The 21,207-nt window shown below is 73.4% G+C and carries 18 protein-coding genes; 6 read left to right on the top strand and 12 right to left on the bottom strand.

The window, feature by feature from the left end; all coding sequences use genetic code 11:
- The first annotated feature begins 388 nt into the window (after positions 1-388).
- Entirely contained in the window at positions 389-1,591 is a 1,203-nt protein-coding gene (locus AB0J12_RS16180; RefSeq protein ID WP_363264930.1) for an amino acid deaminase/aldolase, read from the top strand.
- Positions 1,592-1,603: 12 nt separating this feature from the next.
- Here the strand turns inward: AB0J12_RS16180 and AB0J12_RS16175 are convergent, their stop codons facing one another.
- The 5 genes from AB0J12_RS16175 to AB0J12_RS16155 are packed head-to-tail and all read right to left on the bottom strand — an operon-like array spanning position 1,604 to position 7,436.
- Entirely contained in the window at positions 1,604-2,593 is a 990-nt protein-coding gene (locus AB0J12_RS16175) for a DUF2510 domain-containing protein (RefSeq protein WP_363265143.1), read from the bottom strand.
- 34 nt (positions 2,594-2,627) lie between these two features.
- Entirely contained in the window at positions 2,628-3,872 is a 1,245-nt protein-coding gene (locus AB0J12_RS16170) for a haloacid dehalogenase-like hydrolase (RefSeq protein WP_363264929.1), read from the bottom strand.
- 26 nt (positions 3,873-3,898) lie between these two features.
- A complete protein-coding gene (locus AB0J12_RS16165) occupies positions 3,899-4,681 on the bottom strand; it encodes a 3-oxoacyl-ACP reductase (RefSeq protein WP_363264928.1) in 783 nt (260 codons plus the stop codon).
- A complete protein-coding gene (locus tag AB0J12_RS16160; protein ID WP_363264927.1) occupies positions 4,678-6,066 on the bottom strand; it encodes an aldehyde dehydrogenase family protein in 1,389 nt (462 codons plus the stop codon). Before AB0J12_RS16160 ends, AB0J12_RS16165 begins: the two co-directional genes overlap by 4 nt.
- Positions 6,067-6,074: 8 nt before the next feature.
- Positions 6,075-7,436, bottom strand: coding sequence for a glutamine synthetase family protein (locus AB0J12_RS16155; protein WP_363264926.1), 1,362 nt, complete (start codon positions 7,434-7,436; stop codon positions 6,075-6,077).
- A 96-nt stretch (positions 7,437-7,532) separates the two neighbouring features.
- On the opposite strand from AB0J12_RS16155, the gene AB0J12_RS16150 reads away from it, so the two are divergent.
- On the top strand, positions 7,533-8,288 hold the full coding sequence (locus tag AB0J12_RS16150) for an FCD domain-containing protein (RefSeq protein ID WP_363264925.1): 756 nt from the start codon (positions 7,533-7,535) through the stop codon (positions 8,286-8,288).
- Between the two features lie 131 nt (positions 8,289-8,419).
- On the opposite strand, the gene AB0J12_RS16145 is transcribed toward AB0J12_RS16150, so the two are convergent.
- Positions 8,420-9,385, bottom strand: a complete 966-nt coding sequence (locus AB0J12_RS16145; protein ID WP_363264924.1) for a LysR family transcriptional regulator — start codon at positions 9,383-9,385, stop codon at positions 8,420-8,422.
- Positions 9,386-9,455: 70 nt separating this feature from the next.
- On the opposite strand from AB0J12_RS16145, the gene AB0J12_RS16140 reads away from it, so the two are divergent.
- Positions 9,456-10,577 (top strand): TDT family transporter, encoded by a 1,122-nt coding sequence (locus AB0J12_RS16140; protein ID WP_363264923.1) that lies wholly within the window; start codon positions 9,456-9,458, stop codon positions 10,575-10,577.
- Here the strand turns inward: AB0J12_RS16140 and AB0J12_RS16135 are convergent.
- From AB0J12_RS16135 to AB0J12_RS16120, 4 genes are all read right to left on the bottom strand, one after another.
- Positions 10,489-11,208 carry a helical backbone metal receptor gene (locus AB0J12_RS16135; RefSeq protein WP_363264922.1) on the bottom strand — a complete coding sequence of 240 codons (720 nt, stop codon included), beginning with the start codon at positions 11,206-11,208 and terminating at the stop codon, positions 10,489-10,491. The two genes, AB0J12_RS16140 and AB0J12_RS16135, sit on opposite strands and share 89 nt — an antisense overlap.
- On the bottom strand, positions 11,205-11,774 hold the full coding sequence (locus AB0J12_RS16130) for an XRE family transcriptional regulator (protein ID WP_363264921.1): 570 nt from the start codon (positions 11,772-11,774) through the stop codon (positions 11,205-11,207). Before AB0J12_RS16130 ends, AB0J12_RS16135 begins: the two co-directional genes overlap by 4 nt.
- Before the next feature lie 435 nt (positions 11,775-12,209).
- On the bottom strand, positions 12,210-14,816 hold the full coding sequence (locus tag AB0J12_RS16125; protein WP_363264920.1) for an ABC transporter permease/substrate binding protein: 2,607 nt from the start codon (positions 14,814-14,816) through the stop codon (positions 12,210-12,212).
- Positions 14,809-15,900, bottom strand: a complete 1,092-nt coding sequence (locus tag AB0J12_RS16120) for a betaine/proline/choline family ABC transporter ATP-binding protein (RefSeq protein WP_363264919.1) — start codon at positions 15,898-15,900, stop codon at positions 14,809-14,811. Before AB0J12_RS16120 ends, AB0J12_RS16125 begins: the two co-directional genes overlap by 8 nt.
- Before the next feature lie 211 nt (positions 15,901-16,111).
- Between AB0J12_RS16120 and AB0J12_RS16115 the strand changes: the two genes are divergently transcribed.
- Both AB0J12_RS16115 and AB0J12_RS16110 read left to right on the top strand, forming a co-directional pair.
- Entirely contained in the window at positions 16,112-17,032 is a 921-nt protein-coding gene (locus tag AB0J12_RS16115; protein WP_363264918.1) for a 5'-3' exonuclease, read from the top strand.
- A 65-nt stretch (positions 17,033-17,097) separates the two neighbouring features.
- Complete coding sequence (locus AB0J12_RS16110) at positions 17,098-17,940, top strand: siderophore-interacting protein (RefSeq protein WP_363264917.1); 843 nt, start codon at positions 17,098-17,100, stop codon at positions 17,938-17,940.
- Between the two features lie 36 nt (positions 17,941-17,976).
- Here the strand turns inward: AB0J12_RS16110 and AB0J12_RS16105 are convergent, their stop codons facing one another.
- Positions 17,977-18,558 (bottom strand): GNAT family N-acetyltransferase, encoded by a 582-nt coding sequence (locus AB0J12_RS16105; RefSeq protein ID WP_363264916.1) that lies wholly within the window; start codon positions 18,556-18,558, stop codon positions 17,977-17,979.
- Between the two features lie 79 nt (positions 18,559-18,637).
- Here AB0J12_RS16105 and AB0J12_RS16100 point away from each other — a divergent pair, with 79 nt between their 5' ends.
- Positions 18,638-19,585 (top strand): RluA family pseudouridine synthase, encoded by a 948-nt coding sequence (locus AB0J12_RS16100; protein ID WP_363264915.1) that lies wholly within the window; start codon positions 18,638-18,640, stop codon positions 19,583-19,585.
- A 17-nt stretch (positions 19,586-19,602) separates the two neighbouring features.
- Here AB0J12_RS16100 and AB0J12_RS16095 read toward each other — a convergent pair whose 3' ends face one another.
- A complete protein-coding gene (locus tag AB0J12_RS16095) occupies positions 19,603-21,141 on the bottom strand; it encodes a cytochrome P450 (RefSeq protein WP_363264914.1) in 1,539 nt (512 codons plus the stop codon).
- Between the last annotated feature and the right edge of the window lie 66 nt (positions 21,142-21,207).

Below are 21,207 nucleotides of genomic sequence, written 5' to 3'. Positions count from 1 at the left end.
GCCGCAGCAGCGGAAAGCGCGGCGCGGACCCCGCGAGACCGGCGGAGCGACGCCCGGCGGGAGCGGAAGCGGAACCGGAGGCAGGACCCGAAGCGGAACCATGATCCGACGCGGAACCGGAGGCAGGATCCGAAGCGGGACCGGAGGCGGAACCCGTCGCCGGGTCCGGCCCGCCGGCCGTCGGGCGGTCCGGCTGGGACCGGGCGCCGTGGCGTGCCTCCGTGCTCATGCACCCCCCGTTTCCTCGGCCCCGGACCATCGCTTCGCCTGCGCTGCGCGTCACTCTACGGGTTGGACCTGGCAGGACGGGAACCAGTCCGGGGAGCCCGGGGCATCTGCCCGGAACGTCCCCCTACCCTGCGGTAATCCCGTCTGGCAGGCTGCCGTCATGACTGCGCGCGCCGCCGACCGGGCCCGTTACGACCGGGCCACCGCCCATCTCGACGCCCCCGTGGCGATCGTGGACCTGGACGCCTTCGACGCCAACGCGGACGATCTGGTCCGCCGTGCCGGGGGCAAGCCGATCCGGGTCGCCAGCAAGTCCCTGCGTTGCCGGGCGCTGCTGGAACGGGCCCTGGCCAAGGACGGCTTCCGCGGCGTCATGTCGTTCACGCTCACCGAGTCCCTGTGGCTCGCGCGCTCCGGCTTCGAGGACGTCCTGCTCGCCTACCCGTCGGCCGACCGCGCCCGGTTCGCGGAACTCGCCGCCGACCCCAAGCTGGCGGCCGCGGTGACCGTGCTGGTCGACGACGTGGCGCAGCTCGACCTGATCGACGCCGCGCGCGGCGACGGGCGCGAAGTCGTGCGCATCTGCCTGGAGTTGGACACGTCCCTGCGGCTGCTCGGCGGCCGGGTCCGGGTCGGCGCCCTGCGTTCCCCGCTGCACTCCCCCGCCCAGGTGGCCGAGCTGGCGCGCGCCGTGACCCGCCGGCCGGGCTTCAAGGTGGTCGGGCTGATGGCCTACGAGGGGCACATCGCCGGGGTCGGCGACGCGGTCGCGGGGCGGCCGCTGCGGTCGCGGGCGATCCGGCTGATGCAGGCCGCCGCCCGCCGTGAACTGGCCCAGCGGCGCGCCGCGGTGGTGCGCGCGGTGCGGGCCCTGGTGCCGGACCTGGAGTACGTCAACGGCGGCGGCACCGGGAGTGTGCAGCACACGGCCGCCGAGGACGCCGTCACGGAGATCGCGGCCGGGTCGGGGCTGTACGTGCCGCGGCTCTTCGACAACTACACGTCGTTCAGCGGCCGTCCGGCGGCCCTGTTCGCGCAGCCGGTGGTGCGCCGGCCGGGCGTGGGCGTGGTGACGGTGCTGGGCGGCGGCTACCCGGCCTCGGGCGCGGCCGGGCCTGACCGGCTGCCGGTGCCGTATCTGCCCGAGGGGCTGCGCTACGACCCGCAGGAGGGGCCCGGCGAGGTCCAGACGCCGCTGCTCGGCTCTCCGGCCGACGATCTGCTGATCGGCGACAAGGTGTGGTTCCGGCACGCCAAGGCCGGTGAGCTGTGCGAGCGGTTCGACGTGCTGCATCTCGTCGAGGGCGACCGGGTCACCGCGACCGTGCCGACGTACCGGGGCGAGGGACACACGTTCCTGTGACGGCTCGGCGGCTCACGGGGTGGGGCCGATGCTGCTGCCCACGCCGCCGCCGGTGGCCGCGTCGCCGAGCGGCCGGATGCCGTGGGTGATGCGGTCCATGTCGGCGAGCGGCGGCCCGTCCTGGCCGGCGTCGAAGACGTAGCGCACGACGACGGGTGCCTCGGTGCCCGTACTGGAGGGGAAGACGAGGGACTGGACGTATCCGCCGGGACCCTTGGCGGTGGTCACGTGCCAGCGCACGTAGTACCCGGCGCGGCCCGCCACTGCCGCCGGGCCCTGGGCCACGACCCGGTGGCCGGTCATCCCGCCGAAGGGGCGCCGGTTCAGGGTGTCCTGGTCGAAGGCCAGGCCGGCGGCCTCGCTGATGTCGGCCTTCGCCAGTGCCTCGGGTGAGGTCTGGTCGGTCGAGGTCGCCGTGTGGGTGGTGACCAGGCCGTGGCGGCACATCCCGGGGTCGCCGGGGCAGTCGTAGGTGCCGTCCGTGGTCATGACGACGGAGTCGTCGGCGACGAACTCGGGCCGCACCCAGCCGTCGGGCATTCTCAGCGTGATGCCGTTGAGCTGGTCGACGACGACGGACGGGTCACCGGTGGGCGACGCGGAGGACGGCTCGGGGGTGGGCGGCTCGTCCGTCGCCGTGGAGAGGGCCGGGGCGGGCTGCGGGGTCGTCCCGGCGGTCGGGTCGCCGCCGTCGCCCCTGCCCAGCAGGAGCGCGCCGGTGGCGATCGCCGCGACGAGCACGACCCCGGCGACGGTGAGGGCGACGGCCTTGGCGCGCCCCGGGGCGGCCGCCGGCTGCGGGACCGTGGCGGGTTGCGGCGGGAACGCCACCGGTGGCGTCGGGAACACCGGCGGCTGCGGTGCGGCCGGCTGGTGCACCGGCACGGTCGGCGGTGCCGGGGCCGGGCGGGTGCGCCGGTGCTCGGTCCAGGCCGTGCCGTCCCACCAGCGCTCCAGGTGCGCGGCCGACGGGTCCGGGTACCAGCCGGGCGGGGGCGTCATGCTCATCCCCGCACTGTAGGGCCCGGCCTGACGGTCAGTACACGGTGTCCCGCTGGTCGGGCACCACCGAGCCGTCCTCGCGCCGCACCGGGCCCCGCGTGCCGTCGGGCGCGGTGTACGCGTTCGTCGCGCACGGGTAGGGGGTGCTGCGGCGGGGCAGCGGCTCGAGGAACATCGGGTTGACCAGCCAGTGGCCGTCGGCGTCGTCGTAGGCCCTGCACATCAGTTCGGGCTTGTTGCGGTTGATCACGAGGTGCACGGCGGTCGCGTCGGCCACGAAGGTGACGTCGGTGTCGGCGTCGCCGCCGGCCAGCGCGGGGCGGTGCGGCCAGGGCTGGCGCTGCCAGGCGGCGGGGCCGCGGACGCCGTAGACGTCCTGGTTGATCCAGCAGCGTTTGCCGTCGATGTACGGGATCACCGCGCCGCGGGTCGCCGGGACGCCGCCGCAGCCCTCGGTCCACGGGGTGATGCGGCCGTGGCGGTCCAGGACCGAGCGGATGGCGATGGTGTGCGCGGCGTCGACGCCCACCCCGCGCGACCAGACCTCGGTGATCGGTTCGGAGCCCGCGGAGACGATGTAGACGTCGAAACCGGCCCGTCGCAGGGTCCGGATGAGGTCGCGCTGCTGGTCGTAGTAGCGGACGTAGGCGGGGAGGGTGTGGGTGCCGACCCTGCGGGTGGCGCCGACGGGGGCGGCGAGGGCCTCGCGGCGGGCGGCAGCGGCGTAGGAGGCGAGGTCGGCGGGGGTGCGGCCGGTGAACAGCTGCGGCACCCAGGCGTACTGCGGGACCGTGCGCCGGTGGTCGAAGGTCCCGGCGAAGGCGGGGGCGCCGCTCATGGTGGTGCCCCTCTCGCGCAGGGCGAGGATCTCGTCGGTGCAGCGGGCGTTGCGGGAGGTGGGCAGCGGGGCGCCGACCGGGCCGCTGCCGCAGGCGCGGGTCAGGGCGCGGTCGGCGGCGGCGGTGAGCCAGGCGCTGGTGTCCTTCCAGCGGGCCGGGCGCAGCAGCCGGTCGTGGCGCAGCGCCCAGGCGAGGGTCGCGTCGGTGACGTCGTTCTTGACGACGGTGTTGTCCCAGTCGAACACGGCGACCGGGCGGAGGCGGCCGGGCCGGCCGGCGCAGGTGCCGCGGGCGTCGATCGCCCGCTGGAGGTGGGCGCGGTTGTCGCCGTACCAGGCGGTGGCGAGGCGGGGGCAGGCGCCGCGGCCGACGGGCTGGGCGGCGGGCGCGGCCGCCAGGACGGCGGCCGCGGCCAGGGTCCACGCGAGGAGCTGTCGCATACGCCCGGACCGTACCGTTTCCTCCCTTACAGGGGGGTGACGTACGCGCCGGAGATTCCGCCGTCCACGAGGAAGTCGGTGGCGTTGACGAAGGAGGAGTCGTCGCTGGCGAGGAAGGCGACGGCGGCGGCGATCTCCTCGGCCTCGGCGAACCGGCCGACCGGGATGTGCACGAGGCGGCGCGCGGCCCGCTCGGGGTCCTTGGCGAACAGCTCCTGCAGCAGCGGGGTGTTGACCGGCCCGGGGCACAGGGCGTTGACGCGGATGCCCTCCCGGGCGAACTGCACGCCCAGCTCCCGGGACATCGCCAGCACGCCGCCCTTGGAGGCGGTGTAGGAGATCTGGCTCGTGGCCGCGCCCATCCGGGCCACGAAGGACGCGGTGTTGATGATGGACCCCTTGCCCTGGCGGCGCATGTAGGGCAGGGCGGCCTTGCAGCACAGGTAGACGGAGGTCAGGTTGACCTCCTGGACGCGCTTCCACGCCTCCAGGCCGGTCTGAAGGATGGAGTCGTCGTCGGGCGGCGAGATGCCCGCGTTGTTGAAGGCGACGTCGACGCTGCCGTAGGTGTCGTACGCGGCCCGGAACAGGGCCTCGACCTGCTCGGGGTCGGTGACGTCGACCTTCACGAACAGCCCGCCGGTCTCCTCGGCGGCCGCCTTGCCGCGGGCCTCGTCGACGTCGCCGCACACCACGTGCGCGCCCTCGGCGGCGAGGCGGCGGGCGGAGGCGAGGCCGATGCCACTGCCGGCTCCGGTGACGACGGCGGTCCGGCCGACGAGGCGGCGGCACACGTTCTCTTGGGTCACTGCGCGGGGCCCTCCGTGCTGATGAAGACGTTCTTGGTCTCGGTGAAGGCGGCCAGCGCGTCCGGGCCGAGCTCGCGCCCGACGCCGGACTGCTTGAACCCGCCGAAGGGGGTCCAGTAGCGGACGCTGGAGTGGGAGTTGACGGACAGGTTGCCCGCGCGTACGGCCTGGGAGACGCGCAGGGCGCGGCCGACGTCCCGGGTCCAGATCGAGCCGGACAGGCCGTAGTCGGTGGCGTTGGCGAGTGCGACGGCCTCGCGCTCGTCCCGGAAGGGCAGCACGACGGCGACGGGCCCGAAGACCTCCTCGACGGCCACGCGCGCGTGCGGGTCGACGCCGGTCAGGACGGTCGGCGGGAACCAGTAGCCGGGGCCTTCGGGGGCCTTGCCGCGGATGCCCTCGGCGTCGCCCGGGACGTAGGAGCGCACCCGGTCGAGCTGGGCGCGGGAGATGAGCGGGCCCATCTGCGTGGACTCGTCGGCGGGGTCGCCCACGACGACGGACTCGACGGCCGGGGCGAGCAGGGAGAGGAAGCGCTCGAAGACGGAGGCCTGGACGAGGATGCGGCTGCGGGCGCAGCAGTCCTGGCCGCTGTTGTCGAGGAAGGACATGGGGGCGGCGGTCGCGGCCTGTTCGAGGTCGGCGTCGGCGAAGACGATGTTGGGGCTCTTGCCGCCCAGCTCCAGGGTGATCCGCTTGAGCCGGTCGGCGCCCTTGGCCCACACCTGTCTGCCCACGGCCGTGGAGCCGGTGAACACGATCTTGGCGACGCCGGGATGCTCGACGAGCGCGGTGCCCGCGACCGGCCCGTGCCCCGGCAGCACCTGGAACAGCCCCTCGGGCAGCCCGGCGGCCAGGGCCAGTTCGGCCAGCCGCAGTGCGGTGAGCGGGGTCGTCTCGGCGGGCTTGAGGATCACGGCGTTGCCCGCGGCGAGCGCGGGCGCGGTGCCCCAGGCGGCGATGGGCATGGGGAAGTTCCACGGCGCGATGACGCCGACGACACCGAGCGGCTCCAGGAGGGTCACGTCCAGCCCGCCGGGCACCGGGATCTGCCGCCCCGTCAGCCGCTCCACTCCCCCGGCCGCGTAGTCGAGCAGGTCGCGCACATTGCCCGCCTCCCAGCGGGCGTTGCCGATGGTGTGCCCGGCCTCGCGGACCTCCAGCTGGGCCAGCTCCTCCAGGTGCTCGTCGACGACCCGGGCGAAGCGGCGCAGCAGCCGGGCGCGGTCCCCGGGCGGGAACGCGGCCCACTTCGACTGCGCCCGTACGGCGCGTACGACGGCGGCGTCCACGTCGGCGGCGGTCGCGGCCGGGACGGTGGCGACGACCTCCTCGGTGGCGGGGTTGAGGACCTCGAGGACGTACGGGTCGGACGGGTGGCTCACGAAGGGCCTCACATGCGTTCGAAGGAGCGGCGCAGCTCCCAGTCGGTGACGGCGGCGTCGAAGGCGTCCAGTTCGACGCGGGCCATGGTGCGGTAGTGCGCGACGACCTCGTCGCCGAAGGCGGCCTTGGCCAGGGGGCTGTTCTCCCACAGCTCGGCGGCCTCGCGGAGGGTGGCCGGGACGTGCTCGAAGTCGGCGGCGTAGGCGTTGCCGGGGCAGGGCTCGGGCAGCTCCAGCTTCTGCTCGATGCCGTACAGCCCGGCCGCGACCATGCCCGCCACCGCGAGGTGCGGATTGACGTCCCCGCCGGGCAGGCGGTTCTCGAAGCGCAGGGAGCGGCCGTGGCCGACGACGCGCAGGGCGCAGGTGCGGTTGTCGTGGCCCCAGGCGACGGCGGTCGGCGCGAAGGAGCCCGGCTGGAACCGCTTGTAGGAGTTGATGTTGGGCGCGTACAGCAGCGAGAACTCGCGCAGCGCGGCGAGCTGCCCGGCCAGGAAGTGCCGCATCACGTCGGACATGCCGCCCCCGTCGGCGGCCATGACGCTGCGGCCGTCGGCGTCGGCGAGGGAGAGGTGGATGTGGCAGGAGTTGCCCTCGCGCTCGTTGTACTTGGCCATGAAGGTGAGCGAGACGCCCTCCTGGGCGGCGATCTCCTTGGCGCCGGTCTTGTAGATCGCGTGCTGGTCGCAGGTGGTCAACGCCTCGGCGTAGCGGAAGGCGATCTCGTGCTGGCCGGGATTGCACTCGCCCTTGGCGGACTCGACGGTCAGCCCGGCGCCGGCCATCTCGTTGCGGATGCGGCGCAGCAGGGGCTCGATGCGCCCGGTGCCGAGGATCGAGTAGTCGACGTTGTACTGGTTGGCGGGCGTGAGAGCGCGGTAACCGGAGTCCCAGGCCTGCTCGTAGGTGTCGCGGAAGACGATGAACTCCAGCTCGGTGCCGGCCTGCGCGGTGTAGCCCAGCGCGGCGAGCCGCTCGAGCTGGCGGCGCAGGATCTGCCGGGGCGCGGCGGCGACGGGTGAGCCGTCCTCCCAGGCGAGGTCGGCGATCAGCAGGGCGGTGCCGGGGTGCCAGGGGACGCGCCGCAGGGTCCGCAGGTCGCCACGCATGGCGAAGTCGCCGTACCCCCGGTCCCAGGAGGACATGGCGTACCCGTCGACGGTGTTCATGTCGGCGTCGACGGCGAGGAGGTAGTTGCAGCCCTCCGTGCCGTGGTGCAGGACCTCGTCGAGGAAGAAACGGGCGGCGAACCGCTTGCCCTGGAGTCTGCCCTGCATGTCGGGGAAGGCCAGGACGACGGTGTCGATGTCACCGCTCGCGACGAGGGCGTGCAGTTCCTCGACGCTGAGCGGGGGTGTGCGGTCTGCCACGGGAGAGCCTCCTCGGGCTGCTGCGGCGTTCTCGTCCGGCACCGGAAGCCATAAGGTATTGCTGTTGACCTTTGCTTGGGAAGGGGACGCGGCGAGATGGCGCGGACGCAGGGGGAGAGTGGGCCGGCTCGGGCGGCGGACCGGCTCGCGCCGCTGCTGCGGCCGGTGCGGGCGGGCAACGGCTTCGAGGAGGCGCTGGAGCAGATCCTCCAGGTGGTCCGGCTCGGTCTGGTACCGGCCGGCGGGCGGCTGCCCGCGGAGCGGGAGCTGGCGGAGCGGCTGGGGATCAGCCGGGTGACGCTGCGCGAGGTGCTGAAGGTCCTCCAGGACCAGGGGCTGGTGGAGGCGCGGCGCGGCCGCTACGGCGGAACGTTCGTACTGCCACGCCCCCAGGCGGCCGACGCCGGCGGCGAGGACGAGCTGCGCCGCCGGATCGCCGAGGTCGACATCGAGGACGTGCTGCGGTTCCGGGAGGTGCTGGAGGTGGGGGCGGCGGGCCTGTGCGCGCAGCACGGTCTGACGACCGACCGGGCGGACCGGCTGCGCGAGGCGCTGGCGGCCACGCAGGACGCGCCGCTGGCGGACTACCGCCGCCGCGACACCCTGCTCCACCTCACCCTGGCCGAACTGAGCGGCTCGGCCACGCTCACGGCCCAGTACGCGGCGGTGCGGGCCACGGTGAACGACCTGCTGGACTGCATCCCGCTGCTGGTGCGCAACCTGGAGCACTCCCAGCGCCAGCACACGGCACTGGTCGAAGCGGTCCTGGACGGCGACGCGGACGGCGCCCGCGAGATGATGCGCGAGCACTGCGCGGGCACGGCGGCACTGCTGCGGGGCTTCCTGGCGTGAGGGCGCCTCCGGTCGGCGGAGAGCGGCGGGGGCGGCGGGGCAAAGGTGCGGTCGAGCGCCATTGCGGGGGTGCGAGGGCCGTCATCCTCGTGCCGCCGAGGCGCCCGGACGGACCGGGTCAAGGCGCTCCCTCACGCCCCCGAGCCCCCCGGCCGGGACGGCGACCGGGTCAAGGACAGCAGCTCGCGTGCCGGGCCCGCCGGCCGGTGCCCCGCGGGCCACACCGCCCGCAGGGCCCGCGCCAGCGCCACGCCCTCCACCGGCACCCGCACCAGCCGCCGGGACGCCAGCTCCTCCCCCACCACCAGTTCGCTCAGCACCGCGGGCCCCGCTCCGCTCACCGCCGCCGCCTTCACCGCGGTCGTCGACGACAGCTCGATCAACGGCACCGCGGGCGAACCCAGCGCCGCGTCCAGCACCTGCCGCGTCCCCGACCCCGTCTCCCGCAGGATCAGCGGCGTCGCCGCCAGCTCCTGGGCCGAGACGGCCCCCCGCCGGCGCCGCGCCCAGGGGTGTCCGGGAGCGGTGACCACGATCAGCCGGTCGCGGGCGATGACCGCGGAGTCCAGTCCGCCGGGCAGCGTCAGCCCCTCCACGAACCCGAGGTCGGCCTCTCCGGCCAGCAGCCGCTCGGCGACCACCGCGGAGTTCCCGGCGAGCAGCGACACCGCGGTGTCGGGCCGCCGCGTGCGCAGCGCGATCAGCCACCCGGGCAGCAGGTACTCGGCGATGGTCATGCTCGCGGCGACCCGCAGCCGCGAGTCCCGCCGGTCCCGCAGCGCCTGCGCGCCCACGTCGAAGGCTTCGGCCGCCTCGACGACCCGCCGCGCCCAGTCCGTCACGAGCGCCCCGGCGTCCGTCAGCCGCGACCCGCGCGGCGAGCGGTCCACCAGGCCGACGCCCAGCTGCCGTTCCATGGAGCGGATACGGCTGCTCGCGGCGGGCTGGGTGATGCCCAGCTCCCGCGCCGCGGCGCCGAGGCTGCCCAGCCGTGCCACGGCCAGCAGCAGCTCCAGCGCGCCGAGATCCGGCACCCGGTGGGCCAGCGACCCGCCCGGCGACGGGGCCCCGCTCTCGGTCCCGCTCACGTCTGCCATAAACCCAGCTTATGTGCTCATAGAGCCGTGATCCCTGGTGGGTGCCGCCCGCTCACGGCACGGTGGGGACATGATCACCGCAGTCCGGCACCTGGGGCCCAACTGGTACGCCACCGTGATGGGCACCGCCATCCTCGCCACGGCCGGCATCTCCCTGCCCGTCCCTCTGCCCGGCCTGCGCCCGGCCTGCGCGGCGCTGTGGGCCCTCGCCCTGGCGATGCTGCTGCTCCTGCTCACCGCCCGCGCCCTGCACTGGCGCCACCACCGCGACCAGGCCCGCGCCCACCTGCTGGACGCGGCCATGGCCCCCTTCTACGGCTGCCTCGCGATGGCCCTGCTCTCCGTCGGCGCCGGGGCGCTGACCGCGGGGCGCAACTGGATCGGGACGACGGCCGCCGTCGCCCTGGACACCGTGCTGTTCACCACCGGTACGGCCATCGCTCTCGTGGCCGCGGTCGCCGTGCCGTACCTCATGGCCGTACGCCATCGGGTGCCGGTGCAGGAGGCCACGCCCGTGTGGCTGCTGCCGCTGGTGGCGCCGATGGTGGCGGCCGCCGCCGGCCCGCTGCTGGTTCCGCACCTGCCGCCCGGACAGCCGCGTGAGACGCTGCTCCTCGCCTGTGTCGCCCTGTTCGGCCTCAGTGCGCTGGCGGTCCTGCTGATGCTGCCGCTGCTGTTCGCCCGCACGATCGGCGGGCCGCTGCCGCTCGCGCTCACCCCGACGCTGTTCCTGGTGCTGGGGCCGCTCGGCCAGTCCACGACCGCGGTGGGCAAGTTCGCCGACGCCGCCCCGCAGGCGATGCCGGAGTCGGCCGGCACGGGCTTCGGGATGTTCGCCGTCCTGTACGGCGTGCCGGTGACGGGGTTCGCGCTGCTGTGGCTCTGCCTGGCCGGTGCCCATGTGGTGCGCGCCCGGCGCCGCGGCATGGGGTTCACGATGACCTGGTGGGCGTTCACCTTCCCGGTCGGCACCTGTGTCACCGGCGCCGAGGCGCTGGCCCGGCACACCGGTCTCGCCGCGTTCGACGCCCTGGCGCTCGGCCTGTACGCCCTGCTGGTCGCCGGCTGGCTCGCCGCCGCCGTGGGCACGGCTCGCGGGCTGCTCAGCGGTGAGCTGCTGCGAGGGCCGCGCCCAGTACCCGTGGCGCCTCGGCCAGTGACGGCCCGTACCACGTCAGGTGCCGTCCGCTGACCAGCGCGCAGGCGAGCCCGTCGAAGGCCTCGGGCCCGTCCTCGGCGGTGAAGCGGTAGGGCTCGTCCGGCAGCACGACGACATCCGGAGCGGCCGCCCGCAGTTGCTGAAGCGGCACGCGCGGGTAGCGCTCCGCGTGCCCGGCGTACAGCTGGTCGACGCCCAGCCGGGCCAGCACGTCGCCGGCGAAGGTGTCGCGGCCCAGCACCATCCACGGCCGGCGCCAGATCGGTACGACGGCGCTCCGGCGCGCGGCCGGTTCCGGGAGCGTCCGCCATGCCGCCTCGGCCTCGTCCAGCCAGCGCGGCCGCTGCCGCACCCCGCAGGCCGTGACGACCCGGTCCAGTTCCCGGAAGGCCTGCGGCACGTCGCGCACCTCGGTGACCAGCGCCTCGAGGCCGGCGGCGCGCAGCGCGTCCAGGTCGGCGGCGCGGTTCTCCTCCTCGTTGGCGACGACCAGGTCGGGCGCGAGGTCGAGGATGCGCTCGATCCCGGGGTTCTTGGTGCCGCCGACGCGGACCACGTCCAGGCCCGCGGGGTGGGTGCACCAGTCGGTGGCGCCGACCAGGACGCCGGGCGCGGAGGCGGCGACGGCCTCGGTCAGCGAGGGCACCAGCGAGACCACCCTCACCGGCGCGGCCGGTCCCGTACGGCCTCGATGTGCTCGGCGACGGCGACGACGATCAGCCGGGTGTCGGGCACGGTCGCCCGCCAGCGGTGACGCACCCCGCCGGTCAGATAGAGGGTGTCGCCGCGGCCGAGCCGGTAGGCGCGGCCCTCGGCCTCGATCTCGACGGCGCCGTCGGCGACGTACATCAACTGGTCGTTGCGGTACTGGAACTCGCGGCCGGCGTCGTGGTCGCCGAGGAACTCCGAGGCGTGCATCTGGTGGTGCCCGCGCACCAGGGACCGCACGTGCGGCACCGGCCCGGGTTCGAGGTCCTCCGCGCGTACCAGGTCGACGCTGGAGGCCGGGTCCGCGGCGGCGAGCAGCTCGACCGCGGTGGTGCGCAGGGCGTCGGCCAGCTTCTCCAGGGAGCTGCGGCTGGGCCGCGCCCGGTCGTTCTCGACCTGGCTGAGGAAGGGCACCGACAGGCCGCTGCGCTCGGCCACGACGGCGAGCGTGAGATCCAGGGCCCGGCGGCGCCGCCGCACGGCCGCGCCGACCCGGAGGGGCTGCTCTTTGTGGTCGCCCATCGCTCCGGCTCCCTCCTTCGCTCGTCGTCCCGATCGTCGCGCCGCTCGGTGGGTCCCGGTCGGCGGGTGCGCGTCTTCGCTTGAGTTCTCTGCACCCTACGCATGTTCGGCAAACCGTTTCATGCGGCCGTCCCGACGAGGACCCACGGGGTGGGCTCCGACCTGATGGTTCGCGCCAGTGGATCACCTGCCCGGGCGGTCGGCGGATGGGGCGTTCGGCGTACCGCGATCCCCGTGTCATGTTCAATGTGGTGGCCGTCCCGGGTGTTCCCGCGTTCGGGAACCGGGTTCTGGCGGTGACATAGCGGTGCGTGGTTGGCCGGATCCTTGTGGTGGCCGCGCCGGGTCGCCGGAGACGACCCGAGGGGTGGGCCGGCCCACGCGGTCAGGTGGCGTGGGTGGCCCACCCCTCGGGGGTGTGCGGGGACGGGGCGGTTACCGCGGGGTCATGCGGCCCGCCATGTCCGGGTGCTGCCCGAGCCAGGCGGCGACGGCGTCGTCCTCGTGGCCCTGGCCGCGCTTGGTGATCTCGGCCTCCAGGCCGCCGAGCTCCGCCTCGCTCATCCGGAAGTTCTTGATCCAGCGGGTGAGCTGCGGGTACTGCTCAGGGAACTTCTCGTTGGCGATCGTCCGGATGGTGTTGCCCTCACCGAAGAGCTTCTTGTCGTCCTTCAGCTTGGTCAGGCCGTACTGGCTGTACGCCCAGTGCGGCGACCACAGGACGACGGCGATCGGCTCCTTCTTGGCGTACGCGCGCTTGAGTTCGGCGAGCATCGCCGGGGTGGAGCCGTCGACGACCTTGTACTCCTTGTCCAGGCCGTAGCCCGGCAGGACCTTGGTCTTGAGCAGGTTCATCTCGCCGGTGCCCGGCTCGATGCCGATGATCTTCCCGCCGAACGTCCCGGCCTTGCCCTTGAGGTCCTGAAGCGACCTCACGCCCTTGACGTAGGACGGCACGGCGATCTCCAGTGACGTGGGCCGGTACCAGGTGCCGAGGTCCTTCAGCCGGTCCTTGCTCTTCTCCCAGTAGTTCCCTTGCGCGTACGGCAGCCAGGCGTCGAAGTTGAGGTCGAGGTCCCCGCCGGCCAGGCCGGTGTAGACCGGGCCGACGTCCATCTGCTTCAGGTTCAGCTTGTAGCCGCGCCGCTCCAGGACGTTCTTCCACAGGTGGGTGACGGCGATGTCCTCGTCCCAGGGGAACCAGGCCACGTCCACCGGCCGCTTGGCCTCGGCGGCCCGGGTGTCCTGGACCGGGGCGAACTTGTCCACGAGACCCGGGTTCTTCTTCAGCCAGGCGCGCACCGCGTCCTGCTGCTTGCCCTTGCCGGCCTTGGTGATGTCGGCCTCGAGGCCGGTCAGCTGCTTCTCGTCCAGCTTGAAGCCCTTCAGCCACTTCGCCACGACGGGGTTGTCGCCCGCGAAGCCCTTGCGGGCCAGCGTGTGCAGGCCGTCGCCCTTGCCCCAGGCGCCCTTGGGGTCCTTCAGCTTCTTCAGCCGGTAGTCGTTGTACGCCCAGTGCGGGGACCAGAGCGGGACGACGATCGGTTCCTTCTTGCTGTAGGCCCGCTTCAGCTCGGCCAGCATGGCCGGGGTGGAGCTGTCGACGACCTTGTACTCCTTGTCCAGGCCGTACTCCTTGAGGACCTTGCTCTTGAGCAGGGCCATCTCGCCGGCGCTGGACTCGATGCCGGTGATCTTCCCGCCGAACTCGCCCGCCTTGCCCTTGAGGTCCGCGAGCGTGTCGACGTCCTTCAGGTACGCCGGGACGGTCAGCTCCAGCGACGTCGGGCCGTACCAGCTGCCCAGGTCGTCGATCCGCGAGCCGTACTTCTTCCAGTACTGCGCGTGGGTGGTCGGCAGCCAGGCGTCGGTCTGGAAGTCGACGGTGCCGGCGGCGAGGGACGTGTAGAGCGGTCCGGCGTCGAGCTGCTTGGCCTCGACCTGGTAGCCGCGCTGTTCGAGGACCTCCTTCCACAGGTAGGTGGAGGCGATGCCCTCGTCCCAGGGGATGTAGCCGATGGTGACCTTCTTGCCCTGGCCGACGTCCTTGCCGTCGGCGACGGCCGTGGCGGCGCCCTTGCCGCCGAAGACGCCCATGCCGCCGGCGACCAGGCCGAGGATCACGACGCCGATGACGGCGATCTGCGGCCGGGGCCGGTACGACCAGATCTCCAGGCCCTTCGCGGCACGCGCGCGTGCGGCGGCGCGGCGGCCCAGCGGGGAGACCTGGGTGCCGAGCGCGCCCGTCATGCGGTCGAGGTAGATCGCGAGGATGACGATCGCCACGCCCGCCTCGGAGCCGAGGCCCACGTTGAGCTGGCCGATGGCCTCGTTGACGTCGCCGCCGAGGCCGCCGGTGCCGACCATGCCGGCGATCGCGGCCATCGACAGGCCGAGCATGATGACCTGGTTGACGCCGGCCATGACGGTGGGCAGCGCCAGCGGCAGCTGGACCCGCAGCAGCGTGGAGCGGGGCGTGGTGCCGAACGCCTCGGCGGCTTCCACCAGCTCCTTGTCGACCTGGCGGATGCCCAGCTCGGTCATGCGCACCCCGGGGGCGAGCGCGAAGATCAGGGTGGCGACGATGCCGGCGGAGGCGCCGGTGCCGAAGAACAGGATCGCCGGGATGAGGTAGATCATCGCGGGCAGCGTCTGCATGAAGTCCAGCACCGGCCGCACCAGGCTGCTGACCCGGTCCGACCGGGCGGCCCAGATGCCCACCGGCACCGAGATCACCAGCGCGATCAGCGTGGCGACGAGCACGAGCGACAGCGTCACCATCGCGTCGTCCCACAGCTCGAGCGAGTCGATGAAGGCGAAGCCCACGAAGGTGAGCACACCGGCGAGGGTGCCGCGCAGCCAGAAGGCGAGCACGGCGAAGATGCCGGCGAGCAGCAGGGGCTGGGGCGCCTGGAGGACGGCGTCGATGCCGTCGTAGGTGCCGGTGAAGACGGTCTTGAGGAAGTCGAAGAGCCAGGAGACGTGGTTCAGGAGCCAGTCGACCGCGCTGTTGACCCAGTCGCCGAGGGGAATCCTAGGCACGGGCCATCACCTTCTCCCCGCCCTTGTCCCGCCGGTTGTCGCAGGCGGCGGGTTCCCCCTCCTCGTCGCCGAGGAAGCCGACCAGGCGCTGCCGCGGTACGACGCCGACGAGCGCCCGGTCGGCGTCCAGCACGGCGACCGGGTGCGGCACGCGTGCGGACAGCGCGCACAGCTCGGTGAACGGCGTGTCGGGCGTCGCGGTCGGGCAGCCGCAGTCGGCCTCGTCGCCGCGCAGGCCGTCGGTGTCCATGACGGCGCCGGCGGTGACCACGCGGGAGCGGTCGACATCCTGGATGAAGGAGGCGACGTAGTCGTTCGCGGGGCGCAGCAGGATGTCCTCGGCGGTGCCGTTCTGGACGATGCGGCCGTCGCGCATGACGGCGATGCGGTCGCCCAGGCGCATGGCCTCGTTGAGGTCGTGGGTGATGAAGACGATGGTCTTCTTCAGGGTGCGCTGCAGTTCGAGGAGCTGGTCCTGCATGTCGCGGCGGATCAGCGGGTCCAGGGCGCTGAAGGACTCGTCCATCAGCAGCAGGTCGGCGTCGGTGGCGAGCGCGCGGGCGAGGCCGACGCGCTGCTGCATGCCGCCGGACAGCTCGTCGGGCCAGGAGTCCTCCCAGCCGGCCAGACCGCACAGGGCGAGTGCCTCGGCGGCGCGCTCCTCGCGCTCGGCGCGGGGCACTCCCTGGACGGCGAGACCGTAGGCGGCGTTCTCGCGCACGCTGCGGTGCGGGAAGAGCGCGAAGTGCTGGAAGACCATGCTGATCTTCCTGGCGCGGACCGCGCGCAGCTCCTTGCCGCCGAGCGAGGTCAGGTCCTGGCCGTCGAAGAGGACGCGGCCGGCCGTGGGCTCGAGCAGGCCGTTGAGCATGCGCAGGAGCGTCGACTTGCCGGAGCCGGACAGGCCCATCACGACGAAGATCTGGCCGGGGTCCACGGTGAAGGATGCGTCGATGACGGCGGCCGTGGTGCCGTCCGCGCGCAGCTCCTCGCGGTCGGCTCCCGCACGGAGCCGTTCCACCGCCTGATCTTGTCGTCTGCCGAACACCTTGTAGAGATGCTCGGCCTGAAGCCTGGCTGACACGCGGACCTTCTCTTCTCGACAGCAGGGAAAGGAGCGAGGGGCTCGCATGCATCACACAAAAGTTGAACACGCAACCGACATCGCTCCGAAGTCGCGCCTCCCCGCTTTGCCCGAACGCAAACGCACAAGTGGGCCACGTCACAAAGGGCGCAACGCGTTGCACCTTGCGCGCCGGGCGGCCGCTGTCAGTGCCGTACGGCATGATGCGAGCGTGACCGGACGACTCATGCTCCTCGACACCGCCTCGCTGTACTTCCGCGCCTACTTCGGCGTCCCCGACTCCGTGAAGGCCCCGGACGGCACGCCGGTGAACGCCGTGCGCGGACTGCTCGACTTCATCGACCGCCTGGTCAAGGACCACCGGCCGGCGCACCTGGTGGCCTGTATGGACGCCGACTGGCGGCCACAGTGGCGGGTCGATCTGATCCCCTCCTACAAGGCGCACCGGGTCGCCGAGGAGCACGCGAGCGGGCCCGACGAAGAAGAGGTGCCCGACACCCTGTCGCCGCAGGTGCCGGTCATCGAGGCGGTCCTCGACGCGCTCGGCATCGCCCGCGTGGGCGTCGAGGGGTACGAGGCGGACGACGTCATCGGCACCTTCACCGCCCGCGCGAAGGGACCGGTCGACATCGTCACCGGCGACCGCGACCTGTACCAGCTGGTCGACGACGCCCGGGACGTGCGCGTGCTGTACCCGCTCAAGGGCGTCGGCACCCTCCAGCTGACCGACGAGTCCCTGCTGCGCGAGAAGTATGGCGTCGACGGCAGGGGGTACGCGGATCTGGCGCTGCTGCGCGGCGACCCGAGCGACGGACTGCCGGGCGTGGCCGGCGTCGGCGAGAAGACGGCGGCGAAGCTGCTGGCCGAGTTCGGCGACCTGGCCGGGATTCTGGCGGCCGTGGACGACCCGCGCGCCAAGCTCACCCCGGCCCAGCGCAAGCGGCTCACGGAGGCGAAGCCGTATCTCGCGGTGGCGCCGAAGGTGGTCCGGGTGGCCGGCGACGTCCCGCTGCCGGACGTCGACACGGCGCTGCCGCACGCCCCGCGCGACGCGGCGGCACTGGAGGAGCTGGCAGGGCGCTGGGGGCTGGGCGGGTCCCTGCAGCGGCTGCTGACCACGTTGGCGGTGTGACAGCTGTCCACCCCGGCGAGGTGTTAGCTTAGGTAAGCCTAAGCATGGGGAACAGGGAGGCCGTCATGGCAGAACGTCCGGGACGCAAGCCGCGCAGGGTGCACTCCGCGCGCGTCGTCCGCACCGAACGGCTCACCCCGCACATGCAGCGCGTGGTGCTCGGCGGCGCGGGCCTGGCCGCCTTCGAGGCGGACACCTGCACCGACCACTACGTCAAGCTGCTCTTCCCGGCGGACGGCGTGACCTACCCCGAGCCCTTCGACCTGGAGCGCGTGCGCGAGGAGTTCCCGCGCGAGCAGTGGCCGGTGACCCGGACCTACACCGTGCGCTCCTGGGACCCCGAACACCGCGAGCTGACCCTGGACTTCGTGATCCACGGCGACGACGGACTGGCCGGCCCGTGGGCGACGCGGGTGCGGCCCGGTGAGACCGTCCGCTTCATGGGCCCCGGCGGCGCCTACGCCCCCGACCCGGCCGCCGACTGGCATCTGCTCGCCGGTGACGAGAGCGCGCTGCCCGCCATCGCGGCCGCCCTGGAGGCGCTGCCCGACGGCGCCGTGGCGCACGCGTTCATCGAGGTCGCCGGAGTCGAGGAGGAGCAGAAGATCGACTCCGACGTGGACGTCGTCTGGCTGCACCGCGGTGATCGGCCGGTCGGCGAGCGGCTCGTCGAGGCCGTGCGCGCGCTGGACTTCCCCGAGGGCCGTGTGCACGCCTTCGTGCACGGCGAGGCGGCCTGCGTGAAGGAGCTGCGCCGGCTGCTGCGCGTGGACCTCGGCATCCCGCGCGAGGACCTGTCGATCTCCGGCTACTGGCGCCTCGGCCACAACGAGGACGGCTGGCAGGCCTCCAAGCGGGAGTGGAACGCCCGGGTGGAGGCCGAGCAGGAGGGCGCACCCGCCGCCTGAACGGCGCGCCGCCCGGACGACGGCCGCCGAGTCCGGTCAGTCGCCGCGCACCCGCGCGTGCAGGTGCATGTCGTGCCAGCCGTCGGGGTGGAGCAGGGCCCGTCGCTTGGTCCCCTCCAGCGCGAAGGCGGCCCTCCCCGCGACCCGGCAGGACGCCTCGTTGCCGACCGCGTGCAGCAGCTCCAGGCGTTCGAACCCGATCTCGTCCAGCGCCCAGCGGGCCAGCGCGGCCGCGGCCCGGGCGGCAACGCCTTGGCCGCGGGCCGCCGGGTGCGTCCAGTAGGCGACCTCGGCGGCCCCGTCGAGCAGCTCGATCCGGCGCAGCCCGGCCCGGCCGAGCAGCCAGTCACCGGCCGCGTCGGCGACGGCCCACTGCGCCGTGCACTCCCCCGCCCAGGCCCGCTGCCACTCGGCGATCCAGCCGCGCACCTCCTCCTCGGAGTCGGCGGAACGGATGTGCCACTGGTGGATCGCCGGATCCTGGAAGGCCTCGTACACGGCGGCGGCGTCCGCGGTGCGCCACGGGCGCAGCACCAGGCCGTCGCCGGTGGGGATCGTGGGCTGCGGGATGCGGGAGAAGGTGCCGGCGGGCAGCACCGGCTGTGTCAGGTCAGGCATGATCGCCATCCTGCCCACGTCCGCTCCCCGCGCCCAGCGGTTTTCACCGGCCCGCGCCGGCCTCGTACCCTGGCCTGCGATGAGACGCCGTACCCCGCCCCCGCCCTCGCCGCTCCCTCAGCTCGACGGAGTGGACCCGGTGCGCGTGCGGCTGCCCGCGACCGGGTCGTGGGCCACCGTCCGGGAGTACCTGGTGGAGCGGCTCAGCGGGGCCGGGGCCGGGAGGGTCGAGGCGCTGTTCGACGCCGGGCTGGTCGTCGGCGCCGACGGGCGGCCGGTGGCGCCGGACGCGCCGTACGCACCCGGGATGTTCGTCTGGTTCCACCGGGAACTCGCCCCGGAGGTGCCGGTGCCGTTCGCGATCGACGTCGTGTACCGCGACGAGCACATCGTCGTCGCCGACAAGCCGCACTTCCTGGCCACCACCCCGCGCGGCAGCCACATCAGCGAGACCGCCCTGGCCCGGCTGCGCCGGGACCTGGGCATTCAGACGCTGACCGCCGCGCACCGGCTGGACCGGCTCACGGCCGGGCTGGTGCTGTTCACCGTGCGGCCCGCGGAGCGCGGCGCCTACCAGACGCTCTTCCGCGACCGGCGAGTGCGCAAGGTGTACGAGGCGATCGCCCCCTGCGAGCCCGCGCCGGAGCTGCCGGTGACCGTGCGCAGCCGGATCGTGAAGGAGCGCGGGGTGCTCACGGCGCGAGAGGTGCCCGGTGAGCCGAACGCGGTCAGCCGGATCGAGCTGGCCGGGCAGCGTGGCGGCCTCGGCCGGTACCGGCTGGTGCCCGCCACCGGTCAGACACACCAGCTGCGGGTGCACATGAACGCGCTCGGCGTGCCGATCCTCGGCGATCCGCTCTACCCGCGCATCGCCGCCCCCGTGCCGGCCGGTGACTTCCGGCGCCCGCTGCAACTGCTGGCGCGGGAGCTGGAGTTCACCGATCCGGTCACAGGGGCGGAGCACCGCTTCCGCAGCGGCCGCACCCTCGCGGCCTGGACGTCGTACGACGCGTGGGCGGCCGTATGAGCCTCTGCGGCCCGGAGTCAGTTCCCCCGCCACCAGCGCAGGAGACGCTGCCACACCCCGGGCCGCCGGGCCGGATCCGCCTGCGGCACCGGATGCTGCCCGTACGGCGGCTCGGCGGGAGCCTGCTGGGGCGGCGCGAAGGGCGGGGCCGTGGCTGATGCGGGCACGGAGGGGGTGGGCGCGTGCTGCGGCAGGGGCGGGGGCGCGGTCACCGACCACACCGGGGGACGCTGCTGCTGCGGCAGCCCGTACGGGCTCGGTGCGGCCCGCACGTCCTGCGGCGCCTTGGGGTCGAACCGCACCGGCAGGTCGACCAGGTGCCGGGAGGCGATCGACTCCGTCCAGCTCAGCCCGTCCTCGTCGCAGTCGAGCTGCACATCGGGCAGCCGCATGAGCAGCGCGTCCACACCGGCGTCGGCGATGGCACGGCCGATGTCCTGACCCGGGCACTCGTGCGGTCCGCCGCCGAAGGCGAGGTGGGAGCGGTTGCCCTGCATGTTGGCGCTCAGGTCGGGCCGCACCCGCGGGTCGATGTTGCCCGCCGCGGGCGCGAAGAGCAGCCCGTCGCCCCTGCGGATGCGCTGGCCGCCCAGCTCGGTGTCCTGCTTGGCGTAGTAGGCGAAGACGGTGCTGAACGGCGGTTCGTCCCACAGGGACTGCTCCACCGCCTCCGGCACGGTCATCTGGCCGCCGTTGAGCTTGGCGTAGAAGCGGTCGTCGGTGATGACCATGAGCAGCACATTGGCGAGCAGGTTGGCGGTGGCCTCGTAGGCCGCCATGAGGACCAGCCACAGGTGCTTGGTGACCTCGTCGTCCGTCAGCCCGGCGGGGTGGCGGATGAGATGGCTGGCGAAGTCGTGCTGCGGTTCGGCGCGGCGGCGCGCGGTGAGGCGCTGCAGTACCTCCATGACGTAGGCGTGGCTGGCGATGGCGGTCTCGCTGCCGCGGAGCATGTCGCGGGCGGCCTGCACGATCCGGTCGTTGTACTCCTCGGCCATGCCGAAGATCTCGCACATCACCGCCATCGGCAGGTGCTCGGCGAACTGGCCGACGAGATCGGCCTCCCCCCTCTCGCAGAACCTGTTGACGAGGATCTGCGTGTAGCGGGTGATGTGGCGGCGCAGGCTGCGGTGGTCGATGGTCGTCATGGCGCCGGTGACCGCGCCGCGCAGCCGCAGGTGCTCGTCGCCCTCGGCGTAGGAGCAGATGGGCTCCCAGGCGATGTGCGGCATCAGCGGGTGGTCGGGCTTGACCATGCCCTCGTCCAGCGGCGTCCAGATACGGCTGTCGCGGCAGAACTGGCCCGGGGATCGCACCAGTTGGAGGTTCTCGGCGTGGCCGAGGACCACCCACATCGGGACGTCCTCGTGCAGCAGGACGGGCGCCACCGGCCCGTACTCCTCACGCAGGTGCTCATACAGCTCGCCCAGGTCCTCGGCTCCGGGGCCGTAGAGCCGGTGCAGCCCGCCGGGTCCCTTGGCGTGGGCGGGGCAGCCGGGCGGCGGACTCTGGGCGGGATCGTCCGCTGTGGTCGTGGACAGTGATTCAGGCGTCACGGGGTCGCTCCGGGAAAGGGGGTTCGCTCCGGGGAAAGGGAAGAAACAGCGCGAAGGGGTACGTAC

The organism is Streptomyces sp. NPDC049915, from assembly GCF_040656475.1.
Classification (GTDB): Bacteria; Actinomycetota; Actinomycetes; order Streptomycetales; family Streptomycetaceae; genus Streptomyces.
Note: the sequence above shows the minus strand (reverse complement) of the source record. Positions and strands in the feature narration are given on the sequence as shown.